The sequence below is a fragment of the Marinomonas sp. UCMA 3892 genome (assembly GCF_012726345.1).
Classification (GTDB): Bacteria; Pseudomonadota; Gammaproteobacteria; order Pseudomonadales; family Marinomonadaceae; genus Marinomonas.
Genome location: NZ_PTXN01000010.1, coordinates 71,779 through 97,798 on the forward strand (window position 1 = coordinate 71,779; position 26,020 = coordinate 97,798).

Genomic DNA, 26,020 nt, shown 5'->3' on the forward strand with positions numbered 1-26,020 from the left:
TGAGTTATTGGCTGTCTGCTATACTCCGCGCTTTATCAACCCTCGCCTTATTAGTGTCATTTTTGCAGTAACAAATAGGGCTTATTTTGAGGAACCAAAACATGTCTGAAAAAGCCGTCGTGGTGTATTCGGGAGGTATGGATTCTTTTACCGTTTTAAATACAGCAATTCAAAACGGACTGGATGTTTATGCTTTATCTTTTAATTACGGACAAAAGCACAGTAAGGAATTAGAAGTCGCCGCACATGTCTGTCGTAAATTAGGTATTTCCCATAAAGTTGTCGACATCACTGCTATTAATAGCTTAATGGCAAACTCATCATTAACTGGCGATGCAGAAATCCCTGAAGGTCATTACGAAGACGACAACATGAAGTCAACTGTTGTGCCAAATCGCAATATGGTTCTACTCTCCATGGCTATTGCTTATGCGGTATCTTTAGAGGCTGGCAAAGTGTATTACGGCGCTCATTCTGGTGACCATCATATTTATCCTGATTGCCGCCCTGAATTTGTGGAAGCCATGAATGCTGTTTCTAAGATTGCCAATTATCAGTCTGTAGAAATTGTCACGCCATTTTTGCATTCATCCAAGGGCGAAATTTTAAAAGCCGGTTTAGATATGAACCTTAACTATGCCAATACATGGACTTGTTACAATGGTCGTGAAAAATCTTGTGGTAAATGTGGCGCCTGCTACGAACGTTTAGAAGCGTTTGCTGAACAAGGCAAAACAGATCCATTAGAATACGAAGCTTAAATTTTGCCATTTTACGAACTAATTACTTAATTCTGATTTTAGTCTGTTTGCTTTAATGACAATTGGCTTTTGTTCCACAAATGCCCGATTCAAGTCATTAAATTATCAACTAAAGTTATAACCCTTACCTCGACTGTTTTTCGAGATGTAATAGGTGTAACCCAATGTACTCTATTAAAGAAGCCTTTTATTCATTACAAGGCGAAGGCGCCCACGCTGGTCGCCCTGCACTATTTTGTCGTTTTACCGGCTGCAATTTGTGGTCTGGTTCTGAAAAAACGCGCGCCACATCTGAATGCCAATTTTGTGATACTGATTTTATCGGCACAAATGGACAACATGGCGGAAAATTTAAAACAGCCGGACAATTACGCACCCATTTAGATGCGCTTTGGCCTGTCGGCCAAGCACATAAATATGTTGTTTTTACTGGCGGTGAACCTGCCCTGCAGCTAGACAATGCTATTATTTCTGAAATGAAATTATATGGTTATACCATTGCCATAGAAACCAATGGCACAATAGCATTACCAGATGGCATTGATTGGATTTGTGTGAGTCCAAAAACAAACAAACCACTAGTGGTTAACAAAGGAGATGAGCTAAAGCTAGTTTACCCACAGAGCCATCTATCTCCAGAATTATTTGAAGCTCTTGATTTCACAAATTTTTATTTACAACCGATGGATCAAAGTCACCTTACAGCGGAGCAAATACCTCTTTTAGATACTCAACAAGCCACTTTACACTATTGTTTATCGCATCCACAGTGGCGTCTTAGCTTACAAACACATAAAATGCTTAACATCGATTAAGCGTTTTATACGATTTACTTATTGCCACATTGTTATATTAACTACACAAGGAATCTTAAATGATCATTTTACATACAAACCACGGTGACATTCACGTTGAACTAGATTACGAAAAAGCACCTAAGACAGCTAAAAACTTTGAAGACTATGTAACTTCTGGTTTCTATGATGGCGTTATTTTCCACCGTGTAATCAATGGGTTCATGGTTCAAGGTGGTGGTTTTGAGCCAGGAATGACTCAAAAAGAAACTCGCACTGCAATTGAAAACGAAGCAGATAATGGCCTTAAAAACGAAGTTGGCACATTAGCTATGGCTCGTACAATGGACCCACACTCTGCTTCTGCGCAGTTTTTCATCAACGTTGCAGACAACAGCTTCCTAAATCACCGCAGCAAAACTCCAGATGGTTGGGGTTACGCAGTATTTGGTAAAGTTACTGCTGGCATGGACGTAGTAAACAAAATCAAAGAAGTGAAAACAACAATGAAGTCTGGACACCAAGATGTTCCTGCAGAAGACGTTATTATTGAAAGCGCTGAATTAGTAAAAAGCGAAGGCTAATGATTCGTTATTTCATTTCAGACTTACATCTAAGTGATAAACGCCCGGATCTTATCCGAGCGTTTATACGAATGAGCAAAGAACTTATTTCACGCGATGAAAAGGCCGAACTCTATATTTTAGGTGACTTCTACGAAGCTTGGATCGGTGACGATTATCAGGCAGATTGGAATACTCAAATAGAAAATGCTTTGGCAGAAATATCTCAGTCAGGAATCGCTTTGTATTTTTTGCATGGCAACCGAGATTTCTTGATTGGTAGCGATTGGATTAACCGTGTAGGTGCTAAACTCATTCATGAGCAAACCAAATTACCTCTTGAAAGTTGTACTGTACTACTAACACATGGTGACGAATACTGCATAGAAGATACTGAGTATCAAGCGTTCAGAAAAACGGTACGTTCTAGCGCATGGCAAGAACACATTCTCGCTATGCCACTTGAGCAACGTATCTCGCTAGCAGCTCAACTTCGCAATGACAGTAAATCCATGGCGACAGAAAAATCCATGGCAATCATGGATGTCACGCCATCAGCTGTTGAAGACTCTTTGTCTCAACATAACTGCAAAAGCGTGATTCATGGTCACACGCATAGACCAGACGTTCATAAAGGTGATCTCTATTTGCGCTGCGTATTAGGCGATTGGGATACCTTTGTCTGGCTAGCAAGCATTAAGGACGGTATTTATTCTCAATCAAAATCATTGGTAGAGGATTTTAACGAAAATGGGCTTGCTGGACTGCAAGAAGTTCATCGTAAAACTTTACTTATTTGTTAGCACTCTGCATCAAAACTACGCTTCACCTCTGGTTAGCACAGGCTGAAGCGTTTTCTCCCCACGAACTATAGCGTGAAATGATCAACAACCCACCTATTGCGATACAAAAATAATCCTATCGGACTTGACCGTGTATCAAAAAATAGAGAGTATTCAGCCCTACTGTATTCTTTTTCGTGATCCGAAAGAGCGGTCTGGTAACTAATTCGTACGCCCAACTTACCATGTTGAGCACTACCATAAAAATAAATATAAAGGTACAACCTTCATGTCTGATAACTATTCCTCGGCTGGATATTCTGGCTCTACTAAATCGTCATCTACCCGTGTTCAATGGTCAACTAGAATGGCATTCATTCTTGCCGCCGTCGGTTCGGCTGTTGGCTTAGGCAACATATGGAAATTCCCTTACATAACCGGCGAGCATGGTGGTGGTGCATTCGTACTAGTTTATCTAGGCTGTATTCTGATAATTGGCATCCCCGTTATGATGGCTGAAATCGCTTTAGGCCGACGCGGTCGACACAATCCAGCCCAAGGTATTGCTACATTAGTTCGAGAAGCGGGTGCGCATCCTTTCTGGAAAATCATCGGGGTCATGGCATTGCTGTGTGGCTTTATGATCCTTATGTTTTATACGGTTGTGGCTGGCTGGGCATTCGCGTACGTTCCGAAAGCAGCTTCCGGAAGCTTTGTTGGAGAAAATGGAGACACGATTGGCTCCATGTTTGGAGGTATGTTGGCGGACCCTATTGCTCTAACCATCTGGATGACTGTTGTTTTGGGCTTAACCATGGGCATTGTTTTACGCGGCCTGCATGGTGGACTTGAAAAAGCAATTAACTTATTAATGCCGGGCTTGCTAATTTTGTTACTGATTCTAGTAGGATACGCAATGACTAGCGGACACTTTATGGAAGGTGTTAGCTTTTTGTTCAAAGCGGATTTTAGCAAAATGACAGGAACAGGGTTCTTAGTCGCGCTCGGTCACGCCTTTTTTACTCTAAGTCTAGCGTCAGGCGCCATTATGACTTACGGCTCATACCTACCTGAAAATGTCTCGATTGGCAAAACTACCATGATAATAGCAATCATGGACACGGTTGTTGCACTGGCTGCAGGTCTCGCCATCTTCCCACTTGTCTTTGCAAATGGTTTGGAACCGGGTGCTGGACCGGGACTGATCTTCGTAACCCTACCTATTGCCTTTGGTCAAATGCCTTTTGGCAGTACATTTGGCACTTTGTTTTTCTTATTGCTAGCGGTTGCGGCTTTGACATCAGCTATCTCAATGCTTGAACCAACTATTTCTTGGCTAACCGAAAAATTTAAAATGACACGCTTTAAAGCCTGCATGTTGGCAGGTTCGTTGCTTTGGCTTGGTGGCTTAGGTGTTGTGGCCTCTCTCAATATCGGCTCCGAATGGACACTATTCGGGAAAACATTCTTTGACATGCTTGATTATCTAACCTCCAGCTGGCTTATGCCGCTTGGTGGCTTATTGATGGCTATTTTTAGTGGCTGGATATTGAAGAAAACAGTCATGCTAGATGAGCTAGGCTTAAGCTCTACTATCATGCATAAACTCTGGTTATTTACCATGCGTTACATTACGCCATTGGCTATTATTATAGTATTCCTAAACGTATTAGGTATTATTAGTTTCTAAGGTTACCAAAAAAATTAAGCCCAAGACCAAACTACCAGTTGATCTTGGGCTTATTTGATTATGCTAAGATGTAAATTTACTGTTTTAAATGATTTATCTATCATATCTCAAAATAACCCTAGTTTATGTTACTGCGGCTTCTGGCTCCCCCTCGATAACAACTCTCTCACCCAAACCGTCTCATCTGTATTTCTAGACCTAGAAAACTCTATGTTACGATTATGCAGCATGGCTACAGCACGAAAAAAAGCGTTATTTACAATTACAGGACTTAATTGAATACCATACGCTTGCCACCAATGTTGTTGCACTTTGCAAGTAAGCAGTTGATACAAGAAATCTAGCTCCAGAGAGCCTTTATACATCACGTCCAAGTCCACCACAGGGTCTACTTTCGCAATTTCCAGTGCTAGCCAATATGTGACATCTGGCAGGGTTTCGCTCTTATGTATGCCCATTATATTCTCCAGAAGATCTGAATGATAATATGAGTGTAGCATCCTGCTTAAAAGTCACCATTAAGATGCGTAAGTAGATTGTGGAATTTTGTAACTTAGATCAGGCTTGGTGGCCCACTGTGCATACGGAACTCTGTATCAGGTTCAGTAATAAGCTTTTCTTCTAGATCGCGGAAAAAAGCCACGCGATCATCAATGGGTTCGTTTGAATACTCTTTTGCCAATGCCAAATAATCTTCAAAATGCCTTGCTTCTGATTTAAGCAGAGATATATAGAACTTCGACAACTCTTCATCTAAATGCGGAGCCAGCGCAGCAAAACGTTCGCAAGAACGTGCCTCAACAAAAGCGCCAATAATCATGGTATCAACCAAACGCGCAGGTTCGTGGGTTCTAATATGTTTGCGCAAACCATCAGCATAGCGTGAGGCCGACAAATGATCGTAGGCAACATCGCGTTTTCGCATGATTTTGTGTACTTGCTCGAAGTGCAATAGCTCTTCGCGAGCCAAACGAGACATCTTGTGAAGCAAATTATCACGATCAACATAGCGATACATTAGGCTCATAGCGGTGGAAGCCGCTTTTTTTTCACAGTGAGCGTGATCATTTAATAGCAGAGTTTGATTCTCAAGAGCCCAATTTACCCATGTCTCAGGAGATTTGCAGGGAAGGAATTCAACAAGCTCTGGGTACGCTGATAACATTACTCTACCTTTTTGTGTTAAAAAACGTGATTATACCCTGTATTAAACACTTAGGCAGCAACGTCTTGATTTGGATATCAAATTCGTAATGAATGATTTTTATGACCCAAAAAAACTAAAGATTGGCCAACATGTTGGCGTCGAGCTTGATCCGTACGTTTTAAACTACCCAATGGATACCCATAAAACCACTTGGGTTGCAGATCAAGGTGGACGCCCTTTTGTCCTGCGTTTCTTTCAATCCAACAAAGGTAAGGTTGAAGACTTTCTTCAAAACGCCCGAAAATACGCTAGCGTAAAACACCCTGCCATCACACCAAACTACCCACCTTTTTATTCAAACTTATGGGTATTTTCTTGCTCAGCGGTATGTGGTGGCGAAAATCTTTATAGCTTCCTAGGGAAATACCCTGATGGCGCCCCTTTAAATGTTGTCATTAGTTTATTCGACAACATCGCCAAAGCATTGGATCAAGTTCACCGGAACGGTCTTTTCCATGGCCATTTGGATTTAAACTCTATCCACGTGGTTAATGGCCTAGGTTTAATGACAGGGTTTGGTTCTCATAACTGGATGAAGCGAATTGAAAGCAGCGAAATGGATGTACGCTTCTTTCCTCCTGAGTATCTAAAAAAAGACCAACAACGTACACCGGCTTCGGATAGCTTCGCTTTTATGCGACTCTTAATGGCAGCGTTATTGGGAGAATCTATCCTTGATAAAGATTTCACTACAGGCCTTCCAGATACCCACCCTAATTTAAGCGATGCCACATGGGGCCGTTTACTAAAATGGAGTCGTGATAGCGAACGCCATCGGCCCAAATCGTTAACTGAAGTAATTCGAATCATTCGAGCCAATCTTTATAAACCAGAGGTTAGCGATACTTCAGCAACAAAACGAGCTGTTAAACGCTACATTCGCACTTTATCTCCCATCTCTATTATTGCTGCTGGTGCATTTGTTACCACAAGTATTGTTGCTACGATTGTCTTATGGCCTGATACACCACCGGCTGAAAAGGTTGTTATTACACCTAAAACAATACAGCCTGAAGTCGTAACCGAAACGCCTTTCGAAGCTTTGCCACAAATACTAGAAGAACCGCTCATATCAGGTGGCACAGCGCCAAAAATTGAAAAAATCCCTCCTGCCACCTTTATAATGGGTGATCAAAGCAAAATGGGTGATGACAACGAAAAACCAGCCCATGAAGTTGATATCCCAAACGGTTTTTATATCAGCAAATATGAAGTTACTTTTGATCAGTACGACAAATTTGCCAAAGCGACTAACCGAGAGCTCCCTCCTGATAATGGCTGGGGACGAGGACAACGACCAGTTATAAATGTTAGCTGGTACGACGCCAAAGCGTACACTGCGTGGATTTCGAGCGAAACCAATGCGGAGTACCGCTTGCCTACAGAAATTGAGTGGGAATACTCTGCCAGAGCAGATTCAAATACTGCTTTTTGGTATGGCGACAACGTTAAACAAGGCTATAGCGTTTGTGACAGCTGTGGAAGCCAATGGGATGGCATATCTTCAGCGCCAGTTGGCAGTCAAGCAAGTAATCCACTAGGCTTATTTGATATGCACGGAAACGTAGCGGAATGGGTAGAAGACTGCTATCACGATACTTATGACGGAGCACCTACTAAGAACCAAGTTTGGCTGGCAAATCAGTGTAACAACCGAGTACTTCGAGGTGGATCTTGGTTTGATATACCAAGAGTTGGGCGCAGCTCTACTCGTTACAGAGCACAACCTGATTTAAAAGCCAGCAATTGGGGGTTTAGGGTTGTAAGGATTATTCAGCAATCTGATGATTTAGCTAAATCAGAATAATTCCGCTAAATGTCACCTATTCGAAATTGTTATGGTGCATTGTAAGTATTGAGCACTTTTTTTCTATAAAATAAGCCCATCAAAAAATGGCAGTTGTGTCATTTGAATTGATTTGCTTTACACCAAGTCGACTTTTACAAAAATGAGACATGTAAAGTCGAAAATAAAAACAAGGGGAGTCAAGATGCGTATCGCATGTTGCAAACCAGTTTCACGACTAGTTTTTAGGCTTTTCCTAATTCTCCCTTAATGCAAAAGACGATCTTTATAGAAAACGCTGATCAAAGGAATGAAATTAAAGGTTTAGAGTCAGTATTTTGCGCAAAGCAACTATACCTAACCTAGGTTCCATAATTAGCACGCAATATTATCGTAAATTATTATTCAGAGGTGCAAATGAGCTTATATTTAGAGTACTTACAAGAAATAGAGAATCGTAAGGAACAGGGATTACACCCTAAACCAATTGATGGTGGCGATTTATTATCTGAAATCATTGCTCAAATAAAAGATGTTAACCATGAGCACCGCAAAGAATCTATTTCTTTCTTCATCTATAACACCTTGCCTGGCACCACTAGTGCAGCGGTTGTTAAAGCAAAATTCTTAAAAGAAATCATCTTGGGCGAAGCCAAAGTTGAAGAAATCACTCCAGAGTTTGCTCTAGAACTGCTTTCTCACATGAAAGGCGGCCCATCTGTTGAAGCGCTAATTGATTTAGCCTTGTCAGATGATAAAGCGATTGCTGCACCTGCTGCTGAAGTTTTGAAAACTCAAGTTTTCCTATACGAAGCTGATATGGAACGTATTGCTTCCGCTTACAAAGCAGGCAACACACTTGCTAAAGACATTCTAGAAAGCTACGCACAAGCAGAATTCTTCACGAAGCTGCCAGACATCAGTGAAAAAATTGAAGTCGTAACTTACATTGCTGCTGAAGGCGATATCTCTACAGATTTACTATCTCCTGGCAACCAAGCACACTCTCGCTCTGACCGTGAACTTCACGGCAAGTGCATGATTTCTCCAGAAGCACAACAAGACATCAAAGACCTACAAATCAAACACCCTACAGCAAAAGTAATGCTAATCGCTGAAAAAGGCACGATGGGCGTTGGCTCTTCACGTATGTCTGGTGTGAATAACGTAGCTCTTTGGGCTGGTCAGCAAGCAAGTCCATACATTCCTTTTGTAAACTTCGCTCCTATCGTAGCGGGTACAAATGGCATTTCCCCTATTTTCATGACAACCGTTGGTGTTACTGGCGGTATTGGTTTAGACCTTAAAAACTGGGTTAAGAAAGTAGATGCTAATGGCAAACCAGTTCTTGACGCTAACGGCGACACCATTCTTGAACAAGTTTACTCTGTAGAAACTGGCACAGTTTTAACAATCAACACCAAAGAGAAAAAACTTTATAACGGCGATAAAGAATTAGCTGATATTTCTTCTGCTTTCACACCTCAACAAGTTGAGTTCATGAAAGCGGGAAGCTCTTACGCTGTTGTATTCGGTAAAAAGCTACAAACATTTGCTGCTGAAACATTGGGCGTCACAGCACCAACTGTTTACGCTCCTGCAAAAGAAATCTCTAAAGAAGATCAAGGCTTAACCGCAGTTGAGAAAATCTTCAACAAAAATGCAGTTGGCGTTAAATCTAAGAAAGCACTCCACGCTGGCTCTGACGTTCGCGTACGAGTTAACATCGTTGGTTCGCAAGATACAACTGGCTTGATGACAGCACAAGAACTTGAGTCTATGGCAGCTACTGTTATCTCTCCAAGTGTTGATGGTGCTTACCAATCTGGTTGTCACACTGCCTCAGTTTGGGATTCAAAAGCACAAGCTAACATTCCAAAACTGATGTCTTTCATGCACAAGTTTGGCTTGATCACTGGTCGTGATCCGAAAGGCGTTTACCCTCCAATGACAGACGTAATCCACAAAGTATTGAACGACATCACTGTTGATGATACTTCAATTATCATTGGTGGTGACTCTCATACTCGTATGTCTAAAGGTGTTGCTTTTGGTGCTGACTCTGGAACAGTAGCCTTGGCTCTTGCAACTGGCGAAGCAACAATGCCAATCCCTGAGTCTGTTAAAGTAACCTTTAAAGGTGAAATGAAGAGCTACATGGATTTCCGTGACATCGTACACGCTACACAAGCTCAAATGCTTAAACAGTTTGGCGGTGAAAACGTATTCCAAGGCCGCATCATCGAAGTACACATTGGTACATTGATGGCAGACCAAGCGTTTACCTTCACTGACTGGACTGCAGAAATGAAAGCAAAAGCTTCTATCTGTATCTCTAAAGATGAAACATTAATCCAGTCTCTTGAATTGTCTAAAAAACGCATTCAGATCATGATTAATAAAGGCATGGATAATGAAGCTCAAACGCTTCAAGGCCTAATCGAACTTGCTGACAAGCGCATTGCAGGCATCAAATCAGGTGACCAACCTGCTCTAGTACCAGACAATAACGCTAAATACTATGCCGAAGTGGTTGTTGATCTTGATGAAATCATTGAGCCGATGATCGCGGATCCAGATGTTAACAACGAAGATGTATCTAAACGCTACACTCACGATGTTATTCGCCCAGTGTCTTTCTACAAAGATAAACCAGTAGATCTAGGCTTTGTTGGATCTTGTATGGTTCACAAAGGTGATATGCAAATCATCGCTCAGATGCTACGCAACATTGAGAAGAAAAATGGCACAGTTACCTTTAAAACACCATTGGTTGTTGCGCCACCAACTTACAACATTGTTGATGAGCTAAAAGCGGAAGGTGATTGGGATATTCTGAAGAAATACGCTGGCTTCGAATTTGACGACAGCAACCCTAAAGGCCAAGCACGTACTAAGTACGAAAACATCCTTTACTTGGAACGCCCTGGGTGTAACCTTTGTATGGGTAACCAAGAGAAAGCAGCACCTGGCGACACAGTTATTGCAACCTCTACTCGCTTGTTCCAAGGCCGCGTTGTAGCCGACTCAGCTGAGAAGAAAGGCGAATCATTACTCGGTTCAACACCAATCGTTGTGCTTTCTACTGTATTAGGTCGTTTACCTACATTGGAAGAGTACAAAGAAGCAGTAGACGGAATTACATTGACTGATTTCGCTCCGCCATTAGATGAAATGACAATGGCACCTGTAGAATTTATCCCAGTAAGCAACGTTTAATTCTACAAAAAATCATATTATCCATATGATCAAATGCCGATGTACCTAGCTAGGTACATCGGCATTTTTGTTTGCATAACATCTTATTGATAAGTAGCCATAAAAAGTATATTGCAAAAACAAAAAAGCCCCGCGTTAGCGAGGCTTTATCCTAGGGTTTTGGTTAACTAAATAACTTCACGTTCAACAAGCTCGTCAAATTCAGCTTGCAACTGACGCTCTACAGGGCTTTCTACATCCTTAGCGTTAATATGGTGCTGCCTACCAGCATGCTTTGCTTTATGTTTAATTAACTGCTTTTCTAACTTGCCAACTAACATGTCAAGGGCAGGTTTAAGTTGTTTCTCAGTTTGAACCATTGCAAAAAGATCATGACCAGGGATATGAACACTGGCTTCTACTATTAATTCATGAGTCCCATGCTTCTCTGTATTTAAGGTCACATTAATGGTGGTTATCTGATTATTGATACGCGCCAAGTGATCCATTTTATCTTTTACTACTTCTTGAACTTCTTCACCAGATTGGACGTGGTGACCGCTAATATTCAATGTATACATAGAGAATTTCCTTCTGTTTTGGTCAGGTTTTTTATTAACTTAAGTATTGGTTCTCCTCTGTTGCCCTTACCTATAATCTAAGGATGGTATAACTGAATTTCAATACCCATATTGTAAATACTTGCTTAAGATCATGAATAAAGCTAAGAACTTACATATAAACGCAAAGATCCTCCCTTAAAACACTTTATATATCAATATCATAAGTCTAAAAATCTAGCAAACATTTCAAGTCTATATTATATAAAATATATGTTTTTATTTTTCCTATAACTAGCTTTAGCATCATTACAAAATGCCTAAAGAGCAAATTTTATCTCCCCTCTAAACCGACTCCACATTCCGCATCAAACGACTACTGTACAACCGATAAAGAATAGCAAGGAATACACACAACCCAGCTGGCACAGATAAAGCAAAAAAACCAAACTGATGAAACAACCATGTCCCTATTGAGCCACCAAAAATAAAACCTGTCACTATGATAAGAAACAATAAAGCCCTTCGCTTATCAATAGGCTTGCCTTGTAACGCTCCTCCCAACATAATTCCCAAATCAGTGAAGATACCTGTTAAATGAGTAGTTCGCACCACAGCACCACTGTAGGTTGTTGCAAGAGCATTCTGAAGACCACAAGCCGCTGACGCAAAATAGTGTCCAGATGTATGGTTATTTAACAAAAAATACATGGCAGTTAATAAAAGCGCCGCCTCAATGATTAATAAGACATCATATAAGCGACCTAGTTTCAACGATGTTCCAGTCAACATAAAACCAGAAAGTGCAGAACCAAATAAGAAGCTTAGCAGTATTCCAATTAGATGCAAAAGTGTCCCCGATATTGGATCTAACAAAGCACTCCCAACAAGCGTAGCAGTACCCGATAAATGCGACACGGCTTGATGCTGAAAACCTATCAAAGCAACTGCATTAACGCTTCCAGCGATCAAAGCAAGCAGAAACGCACCATACTCAACCCACTTTGGCAATCTTGATAACACACATCCTCCTAGAGCTTCTATTTTTTCTTAACCGCACAATCCTACAACCAAAAAATGGAGTCATACCACTCATTGATAACATCATGCTCTACTTGAGCAAGCAAGCAAAAAAAAGCGCCAGTCACGAATGACTGACGCTTTTTACGAAAGATAAACTAGACGATTCTAGTCATTTAGCAAGATGCGTAACATGCGACGTAGTGGCTCTGCTGCACCCCATAATAACTGGTCGCCAACAGAAAAAGCACTAATATAATCAGGCCCCATGTTCAGCTTACGAATACGACCAACAGGAATATTCAATGTTCCAGTCGCCGCAGTCGGAGTTAGACGCTCCATAGTTGCTTGTTTCTCATTAGGAACCACACTCACCCAATCGTTATGTTGAGCAAGCATGCCTTCTATGTCCGCAACGGGAATGTCTTTGTTTAGCTTGATAGTATAAGCCTGACTATGACAACGCATCGCACCGATACGAACACATAGGCCATCAACTGGAATTGGCTTACCATCAATACCTAAGATCTTGTTACACTCGGCCTGAGCCTTCCATTCTTCACGGCTTTGACCGTTATCAAGCTGACTATCTATATAAGGGATCAAAGAGCCAGCCAATGGCACACCAAACTGAGCAGTAGGTAATTTATCAGAACGCATTGTTTCTGCGACTTTACGATCTATTTCAAGAATCGCACTAGCAGGATCAGCAAGCTCACCGGCAACAGAATCTTGCAGCATGCCCATTTGATTGATTAATTCACGCATGTGGCGTGCACCGCCGCCAGAAGCGGCTTGGTAAGTCATAGAGGTCATCCATTCAATATGGCCTTTCTCGAACAACCCACCTAGCGCCAATAGCATTAAGCTAACAGTACAATTACCACCAACAAAAGTTTTTACGCCATTACTCAAACCTTGCTTAATAACATTTAAGTTAACTGGATCAAGCACAATAATTGCGTCTTTTTCCATACGTAATGAAGACGCTGCATCAATCCAGTAACCTTTCCAACCAGCATTACGTAACTGTGGGTAAATAGCCTTGGTGTAATCCCCGCCTTGGCAGGTAATAATAATATCCATCTTCTTCAATGCTTCAATATCACTTGCATCTTGAAGCAATGGAATATCTTTACCAATTTCTGGACCTTTCTGCCCCGTTTGAGAGGTAGTAAAAAAAACTGGATCAATATGATCAAAGTCTTTTTCTTCCATCATGCGTTGCATCAACACGGAACCGACCATTCCGCGCCATCCGACTAAACCTACAGTTTGTTTTGACATGGTTAACGTTACCTTTTTTTGTGGGGCCACTCATACCAAGAGCAGTATCCCTAATGAATGCCCAATATCATTATGATATTACGCTTTTAATGCTGCTAGAACCGCATCGCCCATGGCTTGCGTACTAACAGTGTCGCATCCTTTTGATGCAATATCTGCAGTTCTTAGACCTAGATCTAGAACCTTACTAACTGCCGTTTCAATAGCATCGGCCGCATCTTTTGCGTCTAAAGAATAACGCAACATCATAGCAACTGACAAAATTGTCGCCAATGGGTTAGCAATTCCTTTGCCTGCAATATCTGGCGCAGAGCCGTGACATGGCTCATACATACCGCGACCTTCAGCATTTAGAGAAGCAGAAGGTAGCATACCAATAGAACCTGTCAACATGGCAGCAGCATCAGAAAGGATATCACCAAACATATTGCCAGTAACCATTACATCAAACTGTTTTGGTGCACGAACGAGCTGCATTGCAGCATTATCTACTAGCATATGAGTCAATTCGACGTCAGGATACTCTTTCGCTACTTCTTCCATAACTTCTTTCCAAAGTACCGTTACTTCCAACACATTGGATTTATCTATAGAGCACACTCTTTTACCACGTTGACGAGCGGCTTCAAAAGCAGAACGACCAATTCGACGAATTTCTGACTCATTGTAAACGTACGTATTAAAACCTTCACGCTCGCCATTTTCTAATACACGAATACCACGTGGCTGACCAAAATAAATGCCGCCCGTTAACTCACGAACAATAAGAATATCTAAGCCAGCAACGATTTCTGGCTTCAAGCTAGACGCATCAGCTAACTGCGGATACAAAATTGCAGGACGAAGGTTGGAAAACAGTTCAAGGTTAGAACGCAACCCAAGCAAGCCCTTCTCAGGACGAACTGACATATCTAACTTATCCCATTTAGGACCGCCTACAGCACCAAGTAAGATAGCATCGGCTGTTTTCGCTTTTGCTAATGTCGCTTCAGGTAACGGAGAACCAGTCTCATCGTAAGCAGAACCACCAACTAAAGCGCTTTCATGTTGAATATTTAGTGAAAACTGCTCATTTACCGCATCCAACACTCGTACCGCTTGCGCTACGATTTCTGGACCGATACCGTCACCTGGTAATACCAATATATTTTTCGTCATTTTAAATCCTTAAAAGCTAAGTCTTTTGTTTATTGACCGCGAGGCAAGAACAGCCAAGGCGCATCATTCATTCGTTTTTCTTCGTAACGACGGATCGCAGCATCTTGTTGCAGTGTTAAACCAATATCGTCCAAACCATTCAATAAACAATGTTTACGGAAGTTATCAACATTAAACTCGAACGTCGCACCGGATGGCGAAGTAACCGTTTGGTTCTCAAGATCGACAATTACTTGAGCACCTTCACGTAATGCAACTTCTGCGAATAATTGATCCACTTCTTCAGCTTGCAAAACAATCGGCAATAAACCATTTTTAAAACAATTGTTATAAAAAATATCGGCAAAGCTTGGTGCAATAATAGAACGGAAACCGTAATCGTCTAGGGCCCAAGGTGCGTGCTCACGGCTGGATCCACAACCAAAGTTTTGACGAGCCAACAACACGCTAGCACCTTTGTAACGATCTTGGTTTAGTACAAAATCTTTGCGCAACGGGCGGCCATCGCATTCTTGATCTGGCTGACCTTCATCTTCATAACGAAGTTCATCAAATAAATTTTTACCGAAGCCAGTACGCTTGATAGATTTCAAGAACTGCTTTGGAATAATCATATCCGTATCAACGTTTGCCAAATCCAAAGGAGCGGCTAAACCTGTGTGTTTAGTAAAAGGACGCATGCTCTTTCTCCTAGTGTTTAACAAACTCATTAACATCAACAAAATGACCAGCAATTGCCGCCGCTGCAGCCATTGCAGGACTAACTAAGTGGGTACGTCCACCAAAGCCCTGACGACCTTCAAAGTTACGGTTTGAAGTAGACGCACAATGCTCACCAGCGCCTAGCTTATCTGCGTTCATTGCCAAACACATAGAGCAACCTGGCTCACGCCATTCTAGACCAGCGGCTTCAAAAATCTCGTGTAAGCCTTCTTTTTCCGCTTGAGCTTTTACTAAACCAGAACCTGGAACAACGATCGCTTGCTTAAGTGTCGATGCCACTTTACGGCCTTTGACAACCTGAGCAGCAATGCGAAGGTCTTCAATACGCGAGTTCGTACAAGAACCAATGAAAACACGGTCTAGCACAATGTCAGACAACATAGATTTACCTTCAAGCCCCATGTATTTCCAAGCTCGAGCATAACCTTCTTTTTTCACAGGATCTTTTTGATCTTCTGCGCGCGGAATTGGCTCATCAATAGCGATAACCATTTCAGGAGAAGTTCCCCAGGTTACTTGTGGTTTGATATCTTCGGCTTTAATTACAACAACTTCATCGAACTGTGCATCTTTGTCAGATACAAGATCTTTCCATGCCTCAACAGCCATTTCCCAATGCTCGCCTTTTGGTGCATAGGGACGGCCTTTAACGTACTCGATAGTCGTATCATCAACTGCAATCAAGCCAACTCGAGCGCCCGCTTCAATCGCCATGTTACACACCGTCATACGGCCTTCCATGGATAATGATTGAATACCTGTGCCGCCAAATTCAATCGCGTAGCCAGTACCACCAGCTGTACCAATTGCACCGATAATTGCCAAAACAACGTCTTTGGCAGAAACCCAAGGAGACAATTCGCCATCCACTCGGACTAACATATTGCGGCTTTTCTTCTGCACTAAGCACTGAGTCGCTAAAACATGCTCAACCTCAGAAGTGCCGATACCATGGGCTAAAGCACCAAACGCACCATGAGTCGATGTATGAGAATCCCCACAAACTACAGTCATACCTGGCAGCGTCGCACCTTGCTCTGGCCCAACAACGTGTACGATACCTTGACGAATGTCTTTCATGTTGAATTCAGTGATACCAAATTCATTACAGTTATCATCCAAGGTAGTGACTTGGATTTTGGAAACAGGATCTTCAATACCATCTACACCAGAAATACGCTCTTTCTTCGTTGTTGGTACATTATGGTCTGGCGTCGCAAGACTTGAAGACACGCGCCAAGGCTTACGTCCCGCCAAACGAAGGCCTTCAAACGCTTGCGGTGATGTTACTTCATGAAGCAATTGCAAATCGATATAAATTAATGCGCTGCCGTCATCTCGTTGCTGAACAAGGTGGCTATCCCACAACTTGTCATAAAGGGTTTTACCTGACATAAGTTCTCTCCTCAGAAATCTATTGCGCTATCCTAAAACTTTGGCTTAAATTACTCAAATTCATATTTTTCATATTTTGGATAAATTTTTGGAATGATAGACATTGCCGAACTGCTCACCTTTATAAAAGTCGCAGAAACTAGCTCGTTTTCGGAAGCTGGTGATCAACTTTTTGTTACTCAACCTGCTGTAAGCAAGCGTATTGCTTCATTAGAAAGTAGCCTTGGCGTTAAATTGTTTGATCGTATCGGTCGTCAGGTCCAATTAACAGAAGCTGGTATTAGGCTATTACCAAAGGCACGAAAAATGGCTGAAGACCTGCAAGATATAAAACGCAGTATGACATTACAGATGCAAGACGTAAGTGGTGAATTACGCATATCAACTGGCCATCATATTGGCTTGCACCGCTTACCTAAATCTCTCAAACGATTTCAAGAAAATTTCCCAAACGCTCAATTAGAAATTGAATTTGTTCAATCTGAAGAAGCTTATCAAGATGTATTAAAAGGACGAGCAGAACTGGGGATTATCACTTTATCCAACAAAGAAAATCCGTTAATAGAATCATTACCCATTTGGTCTGATCCACTTACCTGTGTAGTCAGTAAAGACCACCCTCTCGCGCGCTATAACAATGTCAGCTTAATTGAATTAGCTCAGCATGCATGTGTATTACCTAACAAAAATACTTTCACTAGGCAAATCGCAGAGCAAGCCTTTGGTAAACAAGGTTTAAAACCTCAGGTACGAATGAACACAAACAACCTGGAAATACTCGCGATGCTAGTTCATATTGGCTGGGGCTGGTCATTATTGCCCTCCACTTTAGTCGATGAAAAGCTCGTCGTATTAAACTTACCAGATTTAAACGTTGAACGAAAACTTGGGGTTATTCATCACAAACAAAGAACATTAAGCCGTGCAGCAGTCGCTTTTATTGAATTACTTAAAAGCGACGGCACAAGTTTATAAAAGATTTAGAACAAATTTAGGTAAGAATGTTTAGGAAAACCAACGGCGCTGACTAATAAGAAGTATTGTAAGTGCCAGCGAACTAACACAAGCAGCTAGAGTAAACACCCAAGCTCCACCCAACCATTCCCAAAGATAACCGGTAATCACCATTCCTAACCCACCACCTAAACCGATCGCAAAAGCACTGTACATTGCTTGACCTTGACCCGCATAACGCTCTGGAAAAAGACGTCTAATTTGCTCAATGGAAACCATATGAAATAAAGCAAACGTTATAGAATGGAGTAACTGCGTAAAAATAAGCACCCATGCAATTGAGGCAAACCAGCCAACTAATAGCCAACGAACAATACCGCAAATAAAACAAAGCGTAATAATATGGACTACATCAAAACGCTTAATCGTGTTACCAAAAAATAAGAACAAGAAAATTTCAATCACCACGCCCAACGCCATTAGCAATCCAATTTCTTCCCCGCTGTAACCAAAGTTCGACAGGTGCACAGCGAAGAAAACATTAAAAGGTGCATGGGACATAAAAGCCAAAAATGCTAGGACAAAAAACAGCAATGATTCTGGATTTTTCACTAATGCAAAAAAAGAAGTTGTGGCCTTTTGTTGATTTATCTCATAGGCCTGTTCTTTGAGAAAAAAAGACGTCACAACTGCAAGTGCCATAAATGCACACATAGTAGGTATGACGACCACGGTGCCAAATTGCCCGATTAAAAAGCCAGCACCAGTTACAGCAAACACATAACCAATTGAGCCACCTGCTCTTAAACGAGTATAGGGAACATCTAATTGCCGTATACTCCGTACAGTCAAAGAGTCAGTCATTGGAATGAGTGCCGAATAAAACAACGCCATAGTACAGGTCAATAGCCACAAGGTTTCAAATTGGTCACTCCAATTAAACGGAATGACAGCAATGAAACAACCTAATATAGCTAATTGAAGTATACGTTTTGGCAAACCAACTTTCGCTGTTAACCACCCCCAAAAATGCGGCACCAAAATACCTGACAAAGTAAAGGTAGACATCAATCGACCAATCTCGGAAGCAGTTAAGCCAATCGATTTATAATACATCGAAATATAGGGCATCATAACGCCAACAACGGCACAGAAAAAAAAGTAAAAGAAAAATAAAGGCCAAGCCACAGGGCGAGCATTTTCAGAAAACATCATGGCTCCAAAAAATTACGATGCTTACTGCCAAATAAGACAACAAAGATCATGCATTAATTATAATGATTAAGTATGCTGGAAATATTACAAAAAAGCACGACAGATAATGGTGTAAAACCACTACAAATTTAACCTCTTTTATTAATGCTCACATTAAAAATCTTCTTACTTTACAGCGAGAACAATCATGACAGACAAAACAGAATGGTGGCGTGGTGCGGTAATTTATCAGGTTTATCCCCGTAGTTTTTTCGACTCAAATAACGATGGTATCGGCGACCTCCCCGGCGTAACGGCGAAGATGAGCTATATCGCTTCATTAGGTGTTGATGCGATTTGGCTCTCCCCCTTTTTTACCTCGCCTATGAAAGACTTTGGTTATGATGTTTCCAATTACTGTGACGTGGATACTATTTTCGGAACACTGGCCGACTTTGATGAACTGATTGCATCTGCTCATCATCACGGCCTTAAAGTTATGATTGACCAAGTGCTAAATCACAGCTCGGATCAGCATCCTTGGTTTGTTGAATCTCGCAGTAGTCACGACAATGACAAAGCCGATTGGTACGTTTGGTCGGACGCCAACCCTGATGGCACCGTGCCAAACAATTGGCTATCCGTTTTTGGCGGCCCTGCTTGGCATTGGGATAGTCGACGTAGGCAATATTACCTTCATAACTTTTTAGACAGCCAACCCGATTTAAACTTCCACAACCCAAAAGTGATAGATGCATTACTTGAAACCGTAGAGTTTTGGTTAAAACGCGGCGTGGATGGCTTCCGATTAGACACCGCCAACTACTACTATCACGATATAGAACTAAGGAATAATCCGCCAAAAAAAGAAGTAGCTGAAGGCAGTATCGGCGTAAGGCTTGATAACCCCTATGCTTATCAACTACACATTTACGACAAATCTAGACCTGAAAACATTGGCTTTTTGCAACGCTTGCGCAGTCTATTGGATCAATATCCAGGCACAACCACGGTTGGTGAAGTGGGTTGCGACTTTGCCTTAGAAACCATGGCGGCTTATACACAAGGAAAAGATAAGCTACACATGTGTTACTCATTCGATCTATTAACCCATGATTCATCCATGACACATATTCGCAACACCATGGAAACAATAGAAGCAGGATTAGGTGACGGCTGGCCCTGTTGGTCCATTGGCAATCACGATGTAGAACGAGTTGCTACACGCTGGGGAAACAATCACGATCCTATCGCCAAAAGTAAAATTTATATGGCGATGCTTTTAACCTTGCGTGGCAGTGTGTGCTTATATCAAGGAGAAGAACTTGGACTGCCTGAAGCTGAACTAACTTTCGAACAATTGGTTGACCCTTTCGGCATAGCCTTTTGGCCAGAATTTAAAGGGCGTGATGGTTGCCGAACGCCAATCCCTTGGAAAAATGAAACGTTAGGAGGGTTTACTAAATGTAAGCAGCCTTGGTTACCTATTGCAGAAGCTCAACGTCCTTTAGCGGTAAGTGAACAAGAAGGCAATCGCCACTCAGTGCTTCATGCTTATCGTGATTTTCTTCATGTGAGGCGCATCCATCCCGAGCTACGTCATGGTGACATTCAATTTATTTATAACGATGAAACGACACTGACATTTCTTCGAAGCTATAAAAATAAACAACTTTACGTCGCCATCAATACCGCCAATCAAGACATCATCTTACCAGTCGACTACACATTAACAGCCTTAACGATGCCAGAAGCCATCCACAGCGGCTACATAGATGGTAACACAGTCGTCCTCCCTCCCTTCAGTATTTTAATCGCGACAGTTGTTGCCTAAAACAAAAAACTCGCTCTTAATGCCAAGAGCGAGTTTTTCATCATTCTAACTGCCTCTTAGGGAGTCAGCTGCTCTTGGTTTGGCCACGCATTAATAATGGCTTTTACCAAAGTAGCTAATGGAATCGCAAAAAATATCCCCCAGAATCCCCATATACCACCGAAAAACAATACCGCAACAATGATTGCCAGCGGATGCAAGTTCACTGCCTCTGAAAACAGCAAAGGGACCAGCACATTACCATCCAACGCTTGAACGATTAAATAGGCAACAACCACATAGATGAATTCACTCTGAGTTCCATATTGATAGAATGCTACCAACACAACAGGAATAGTCACAGCAGCAGCACCGATGTAAGGAATTAGCACCGACAAACCAACTAACAAGGCTAGCAATTCTGCGTATTTCAAACCAAACACCAAAAATACAACATAAGTCACTACACCAACGACAAACATCTCAATGAACTTACCTCGAATATAATTTGCAATCTGGCCATTCATTTCATGGGCAATATTGCGCATCATTTTTCTTTCTTTTGGGAGCCAAGACGTCAAATAAGTAAGTATTTTGTCTTGGTCTTTTAACAAGAAAAAAATCACCAATGGTACTAATACCACGTAAATAACAACTGAGAACAACGAAGGAATGCTCGACAATGAAAAAGACAACAACCATTGCCCAAGATTTGTTGATTCATTGGCCAGTGAATTTGTCACCTCATCTATCGCCGCTTGACTAACTAAATCACTATGCCCTTCTGCAAATTGCTGCACCTCGTTGCGAATCACCATAAACATCCTCGGAGCATCTTGCACGAGTCGTACAGCCTGGCGCCAAATAATAGGCACCATCACACCGATAAAAACACTACAGGTGGTTAGGAAAGTAAAAAAGACAATAAAAACAGATGGGAGATGCCCCAGTCGGAGACGTTGTAGCCGATCAACTAAACCCTGCAATAAAAATGCTAAGACGATAGCAATTAATATTGGCGCTAGAATCCCGCCCCAAAAAGCCAAAACACAAAGCGTAGCGATCAGTAATAAAAGAAAGACCACCACTTCTTCATTAGAAAAATACCGTTTAATCAGCGTATCAACAATTTTAAACATATCGAGTCCGTTTTAACTTTTTTGAATAACAAAGGTATACACATCATTGTCTTCACATGTTGACAATAAAGTAAATCCGACGAGTGCCGTATATTGAGGGATATCTTTTAACGAACCTGCATCGCAGGTTGTCAAACATAAACGCTCTCCCACCGCCATCTTACTTAACGCCATTTTTGCCTTTAACAAAGGCATTGGGCATCGATCTTCTCTTGCATCCAAGATTACGTCATACTGATCGCCTAGATTGATCGTCATTTTATAATTTACCCAATGAATACATTAGCCATATTATGAGACTATTTTCAAACGTTACAACAGCCTTAAGCATCTTAGCTGTTGTTTTTACAAGTACTTTATCCAACATAAGCTCAGCCAGCATTCCAGACTTGGAAGCAAACAAAGACGAAAGAGCCTTGTCTAATCCATCCTACATACTAGGACAATATTGGTTTCGAAAACTAAATGGAAGCCGAGCCTTAATCGACTTTCCACCAGCCTATGACTATTTAAAAGACGCGCTATCTCAAATTCTTCCACAAACGAACCTTTATAACACCACAGTCGAAATGACACTTTTGAACAGCTCACAGAGCAATGCTTTTGTCATTCCAGGCAATCATCTTTTCATTTACTCGGATATTATGGAGATGATAACTAGTGAAGACATGCTATTCGGCTTATTAGGACACGAAATTGCCCATTTGGACCTTCGCCACTATGAGCGCCAAACCAAACATTCTGGTGAAGAGTTACAGAAAACCCTTGTCATGTTGGGGGCTGGCATAGCAGCAGCATTAGCAGGAGCTGGATCTGATGCCACAACAGCACTTTGGCTAGGAGGCATAGCGAATCAGGCAGAAAACACTCTAACCTATAGTCGTAACCAAGAACAAGAAGCCGATCGACGTGGTCGTGAATATCTAATCAATGCAGGGCTCGCACCAGAGGGTATGACAAAATTATTTCAGGCTTTCTTTAAGCAAGCACTGGGAAGACCCAAACTGGAATATTTATCTAGCCACCCTTCGCCAAACTCAAGACTATCTGATTCCTTTAGCACCGAGACTAAAGAAACTATTTTAAGCAACAATAGAGCAACAGACTTTGAATTTTTTAGAGCGAGCTTACTTGCGTACAGAGCAGGTATTGAAGACAAACCGTTTACCTATTTAGATCAAAAAATACAGGACAATGACGCTAAAAATTTCGCCAAAGGGCTTTTTTCTTACCTTATCCAATCTCCCGATAGAGCCCTAGTTTTTTTGAATAAACTAGAAAAGCACAATCAATTTACAGATTACTTACAAGCGCTAAGCTATGCTGCTGCAGGCCAAACAGAGCAAGGCCTTAATATTATTAATAATCGACTAGACCTTGCACCAAAAGACATTCTTTTTTCAATGCTCTATGCTCAATTAACTAAAACAAAGCCAATCTCAGTTCATTCAAATTATCTTTATGAGCAAAGGTTAATTTGGAGAGCCAACATTCAATATTATCAATCTAGAAACAATATCCCTATGGCACTAAATTACCGGGCCTTATTAGACTTTAGCCAAGGAAAAGATAAAACGGCAGGATATTTAATTAACAGAGCAGAAAATGATGCTAAAGATAGCGATAAAAATGCCATACAAGAGACAGCAGCAAAATTTAAAATAATTAATGAAGCAGAAAAACAAGAAGACTTAGGAGAAGAAAATAGAAATTAGCGTAATATAGAGATAAAAGCCAAACTATAAGTTTGGCTTTTATCGGCAGTAAATCAGCATTATTCTGCTGATTGTGCGTGCAGTTCATCAAACTGTGCTTGCAATTCTGCATGTTTATTTTGGTATGCAGATACTTTTTGATCAACAGTATATGCGCCATTTAAATTAACATTTGCATCGACATCAGCGCCCATATTCTCAAGTGTTACAGCAAGTGCTTCTACACTACCTTTAGCACTTTGAATACGATCAGTAGAACCCTCACCAGAAGCAGCAAACGCGCTGGTAGCCATTACAGATGCTGTTACTAGAGCTAGAATAGTTTTATTTAAGTTATTCATAATATTCACCTTTAAAATTAAATAGTATTAGAATCGATTATCAAGCATTCAATTATTCTGCAGCTTGTGCGTGCAAAGCGTCAAATTGGCTTTGAAGTTCAGCATGCTTCGCATTATAAACAGCTGCTTTCTGATCAAAAGTATAAGCACCATTTAAATTAACACTGGTATCAACATTAGCGCCCATATTCTCAAGGGTCACACCTAATGCCTCAACACTACCCTTTGCGCTTTGAAGACGTTCAGTACCTGTTTCAGCAAAAGCTGCAGTTGTCATTGCAGAAGCCGTTAATAGAGCTAAAGTTACTTTAGTAATAGTTTTCATATTTATCTCCTTGAGAGAGCAATCATTAATATTTAAAATTCAAATCGTTTATCATTCCGATGAATTTATAATAGTCCTTTAATGAAAATTAAAAAGATCAAAACTATATGTTCCACCTTTGTTCCAAATACGTACTAACAAACATCAATTCGAGTGAAGATCACAAAAAAAAGGTAGAAATCAAAATAAATAAGACAAAAGAACCGTGGAATAAGGAAAAAATACACAAAGCATGTCTTTCACTCAAGAACGGTTCCCGATACAGAGACAAATTGATAGGGATGGATCGAAATATTTGCTAATATACATCATCTGTTTGGATATAAAAGATTATGACACCGCTTGCTTTAATAGATAACTTAGAACATTTACCTAATCCTTTTACTCAGTTTGAAGGTATTGTCGCTCATTTAGAAAGCTCTACACCTCATCTCAATGATCCAGAGTATCGCCGAGATCTTCAGCTAGCATTATGCTTTATCTATAGTTACAACGGCTCACAAGCAACATTCAACTCTTACAGAAGAGAAGTTGAGCGATTACTCCTCTGGTCATGGCATATAGCCTTATGCCCAACAACCCAGCTACGCCGTGATCAGATCGAAGAATTCATACATTTTTGTATAACACCTCCAGAAAGCTGGATTGGCACGAAAAACGTCGCTCGTTTTAAATTACATATGGGACAGAGAACAGCCAATAAAGATTGGCGACCATTTGTTGCGCATGTGAGTAAATTAGAATTTAAAAATGGTGATGTACCTAAAGCCAAACAACACTCATTATCTCAAGCAGCCATCAGGGCAACATTTTCAATCCTATCGTCTTATTATGGATTTCTTATGCAAGAGGATGCTGCACAGCAAAATCCTGTGGCATTGATTCGACAAAAAAGTAAATTTGTAAAAAAAGAAATCACTCGTAAACAAGTTAGACGTATTTCTAATTTGCAGTGGGATTATGTAATAGAAACAGCAGAAATGTTGGCTGAAGAAGATCCCGTACACCATGAACGCACTCTATTTATAATGAATGCTTTGCTCGGCATGTATTTACGAATTTCTGAATTAGTCGCCGATGAACGGTCTGCGCCAGTGATGGGCGACTTTATAAAAGACGCCGACGGACATTGGTGGTTTAAAGTTCTTTCAAAAGGTAATAAAGAACGACTGGTTGCCGTATCTGATGATATGTTGAATGCTTTAAAACGCTATCGACAGTTTCGAGATTTACCATTACTGCCAACCATTGCTGAAAACACACCTCTTGTACCTAAAAACCGAGGACAAGGTGCGATGACAAGCTCAAGACAGGTTCGCAACATAGTTCAGCTGTGCTTTGACAAGGCTTATGAACGCATGTGCGAAGATGGCATGAGAGCCGATGCTGATGACCTACGCGTTGCAACCGTTCACTGGTTACGACACACAGGCATATCGGAAGACGTAAAAACGAGACCAAAAGAGCACGTTAGAGAAGACGCTGGCCACGCCAGCATGGCAACAACAGATAAGTACATTGATACTGAATATCGAGAGCGTCATGCAAGTGGCCGAAAGAAAACCCTTCGACCTCATTAATTACCACTCACAACAAGAACTAGCACTTCTCTTTA

The 26,020-nt window shown here is 41.2% G+C and carries 24 protein-coding genes; 11 read left to right on the forward strand and 13 right to left on the reverse strand.

The features are described from left to right. Positions 1 to 101: 101 nt before the first annotated feature. The 5 genes from queC (at position 102) to B6N13_RS15175 (ending at position 4,590) form a co-directional block, all read left to right on the forward strand. Positions 102 to 761 carry a 7-cyano-7-deazaguanine synthase QueC gene (gene queC / locus B6N13_RS15155; RefSeq protein ID WP_012069806.1) on the forward strand — a complete coding sequence of 220 codons (660 nt, stop codon included), beginning with the start codon at positions 102 to 104 and terminating at the stop codon, positions 759 to 761. A gap of 164 nt (positions 762 to 925) precedes the next feature. Continuing rightward, a complete protein-coding gene (gene queE, locus B6N13_RS15160; protein WP_169459848.1) occupies positions 926 to 1,576 on the forward strand; it encodes a 7-carboxy-7-deazaguanine synthase in 651 nt (216 codons plus the stop codon). A gap of 59 nt (positions 1,577 to 1,635) precedes the next feature. Then, entirely contained in the window at positions 1,636 to 2,139 is a 504-nt protein-coding gene (locus tag B6N13_RS15165; RefSeq protein WP_012069804.1) for a peptidylprolyl isomerase, read from the forward strand. Further along, entirely contained in the window at positions 2,139 to 2,921 is a 783-nt protein-coding gene (locus tag B6N13_RS15170; protein WP_100185754.1) for a UDP-2,3-diacylglucosamine diphosphatase, read from the forward strand. The genes B6N13_RS15165 and B6N13_RS15170 overlap by 1 nt, the downstream gene beginning before the upstream one ends. Before the next feature lie 268 nt (positions 2,922 to 3,189). Then, positions 3,190 to 4,590, forward strand: a complete 1,401-nt coding sequence (locus B6N13_RS15175; RefSeq protein WP_169459849.1) for a sodium-dependent transporter — start codon at positions 3,190 to 3,192, stop codon at positions 4,588 to 4,590. A 128-nt stretch (positions 4,591 to 4,718) separates the two neighbouring features. On the opposite strand, the gene B6N13_RS15180 is transcribed toward B6N13_RS15175, so the two are convergent. Together B6N13_RS15180 and B6N13_RS15185 are read right to left on the reverse strand one after the other, a co-directional pair. Next, the gene (locus tag B6N13_RS15180; protein ID WP_248280350.1) at positions 4,719 to 5,048 is read right to left on the reverse strand and encodes a hypothetical protein; all 330 of its coding nucleotides are present in this window, start codon (positions 5,046 to 5,048) and stop codon (positions 4,719 to 4,721) included. A gap of 95 nt (positions 5,049 to 5,143) precedes the next feature. Beyond that, on the reverse strand, positions 5,144 to 5,755 hold the full coding sequence (locus B6N13_RS15185) for a tRNA-(ms[2]io[6]A)-hydroxylase (protein WP_012069800.1): 612 nt from the start codon (positions 5,753 to 5,755) through the stop codon (positions 5,144 to 5,146). An 88-nt stretch (positions 5,756 to 5,843) separates the two neighbouring features. Here B6N13_RS15185 and B6N13_RS15190 point away from each other — a divergent pair, with 88 nt between their 5' ends. Continuing rightward, a complete protein-coding gene (locus B6N13_RS15190; RefSeq protein ID WP_012069799.1) occupies positions 5,844 to 7,604 on the forward strand; it encodes a formylglycine-generating enzyme family protein in 1,761 nt (586 codons plus the stop codon). 396 nt (positions 7,605 to 8,000) lie between these two features. Continuing rightward, complete coding sequence (locus B6N13_RS15195) at positions 8,001 to 10,802, forward strand: bifunctional aconitate hydratase 2/2-methylisocitrate dehydratase (protein ID WP_169459851.1); 2,802 nt, start codon at positions 8,001 to 8,003, stop codon at positions 10,800 to 10,802. Between the two features lie 167 nt (positions 10,803 to 10,969). Here B6N13_RS15195 and raiA read toward each other — a convergent pair whose 3' ends face one another. From raiA to leuC, 6 genes are all read right to left on the reverse strand, one after another. After that, a complete protein-coding gene (gene raiA, locus B6N13_RS15200) occupies positions 10,970 to 11,362 on the reverse strand; it encodes a ribosome-associated translation inhibitor RaiA (protein ID WP_012069797.1) in 393 nt (130 codons plus the stop codon). A 324-nt stretch (positions 11,363 to 11,686) separates the two neighbouring features. Further along, positions 11,687 to 12,364 (reverse strand): YoaK family protein, encoded by a 678-nt coding sequence (locus B6N13_RS15205; protein ID WP_169459852.1) that lies wholly within the window; start codon positions 12,362 to 12,364, stop codon positions 11,687 to 11,689. 165 nt (positions 12,365 to 12,529) lie between these two features. Next, complete coding sequence (gene asd / locus B6N13_RS15210) at positions 12,530 to 13,648, reverse strand: aspartate-semialdehyde dehydrogenase (protein ID WP_169459853.1); 1,119 nt, start codon at positions 13,646 to 13,648, stop codon at positions 12,530 to 12,532. 78 nt (positions 13,649 to 13,726) lie between these two features. After that, positions 13,727 to 14,806, reverse strand: coding sequence for a 3-isopropylmalate dehydrogenase (gene leuB / locus B6N13_RS15215; RefSeq protein ID WP_169459854.1), 1,080 nt, complete (start codon positions 14,804 to 14,806; stop codon positions 13,727 to 13,729). A 29-nt stretch (positions 14,807 to 14,835) separates the two neighbouring features. Beyond that, positions 14,836 to 15,486 carry a 3-isopropylmalate dehydratase small subunit gene (leuD, locus tag B6N13_RS15220; protein ID WP_169459855.1) on the reverse strand — a complete coding sequence of 217 codons (651 nt, stop codon included), beginning with the start codon at positions 15,484 to 15,486 and terminating at the stop codon, positions 14,836 to 14,838. A 10-nt stretch (positions 15,487 to 15,496) separates the two neighbouring features. Next, complete coding sequence (gene leuC / locus B6N13_RS15225; RefSeq protein WP_169459856.1) at positions 15,497 to 16,924, reverse strand: 3-isopropylmalate dehydratase large subunit; 1,428 nt, start codon at positions 16,922 to 16,924, stop codon at positions 15,497 to 15,499. A gap of 93 nt (positions 16,925 to 17,017) precedes the next feature. Here leuC and B6N13_RS15230 point away from each other — a divergent pair, with 93 nt between their 5' ends. Then, the gene (locus tag B6N13_RS15230) at positions 17,018 to 17,899 is read left to right on the forward strand and encodes a LysR family transcriptional regulator (RefSeq protein ID WP_012069791.1); all 882 of its coding nucleotides are present in this window, start codon (positions 17,018 to 17,020) and stop codon (positions 17,897 to 17,899) included. A 30-nt stretch (positions 17,900 to 17,929) separates the two neighbouring features. On the opposite strand, the gene B6N13_RS15235 is transcribed toward B6N13_RS15230, so the two are convergent. Next, on the reverse strand, positions 17,930 to 19,090 hold the full coding sequence (locus tag B6N13_RS15235; RefSeq protein WP_169459857.1) for an MFS transporter: 1,161 nt from the start codon (positions 19,088 to 19,090) through the stop codon (positions 17,930 to 17,932). A gap of 190 nt (positions 19,091 to 19,280) precedes the next feature. Between B6N13_RS15235 and B6N13_RS15240 the strand changes: the two genes are divergently transcribed. Next, positions 19,281 to 20,906, forward strand: coding sequence for an alpha-amylase family glycosyl hydrolase (locus tag B6N13_RS15240; RefSeq protein WP_169459858.1), 1,626 nt, complete (start codon positions 19,281 to 19,283; stop codon positions 20,904 to 20,906). Between the two features lie 56 nt (positions 20,907 to 20,962). Here the strand turns inward: B6N13_RS15240 and B6N13_RS15245 are convergent, their stop codons facing one another. Further along, complete coding sequence (locus tag B6N13_RS15245) at positions 20,963 to 22,024, reverse strand: AI-2E family transporter (RefSeq protein WP_012069788.1); 1,062 nt, start codon at positions 22,022 to 22,024, stop codon at positions 20,963 to 20,965. Positions 22,025 to 22,036: 12 nt separating this feature from the next. Then, a complete protein-coding gene (locus B6N13_RS15250) occupies positions 22,037 to 22,282 on the reverse strand; it encodes a sulfurtransferase TusA family protein (protein ID WP_012069787.1) in 246 nt (81 codons plus the stop codon). 35 nt (positions 22,283 to 22,317) lie between these two features. Between B6N13_RS15250 and B6N13_RS15255 the strand changes: the two genes are divergently transcribed. Beyond that, a complete protein-coding gene (locus tag B6N13_RS15255; protein WP_169459859.1) occupies positions 22,318 to 23,739 on the forward strand; it encodes a M48 family metalloprotease in 1,422 nt (473 codons plus the stop codon). Positions 23,740 to 23,798: 59 nt separating this feature from the next. Here B6N13_RS15255 and B6N13_RS15260 read toward each other — a convergent pair whose 3' ends face one another. Together B6N13_RS15260 and B6N13_RS15265 are read right to left on the reverse strand one after the other, a co-directional pair. Beyond that, positions 23,799 to 24,080, reverse strand: a complete 282-nt coding sequence (locus B6N13_RS15260) for a hypothetical protein (RefSeq protein WP_169459860.1) — start codon at positions 24,078 to 24,080, stop codon at positions 23,799 to 23,801. A 52-nt stretch (positions 24,081 to 24,132) separates the two neighbouring features. After that, positions 24,133 to 24,405 (reverse strand): hypothetical protein, encoded by a 273-nt coding sequence (locus tag B6N13_RS15265; protein ID WP_012069784.1) that lies wholly within the window; start codon positions 24,403 to 24,405, stop codon positions 24,133 to 24,135. A 332-nt stretch (positions 24,406 to 24,737) separates the two neighbouring features. On the opposite strand from B6N13_RS15265, the gene B6N13_RS15270 reads away from it, so the two are divergent. After that, positions 24,738 to 25,985, forward strand: a complete 1,248-nt coding sequence (locus tag B6N13_RS15270; RefSeq protein ID WP_012069783.1) for a site-specific integrase — start codon at positions 24,738 to 24,740, stop codon at positions 25,983 to 25,985. Positions 25,986 to 26,020 lie beyond the last annotated feature (35 nt).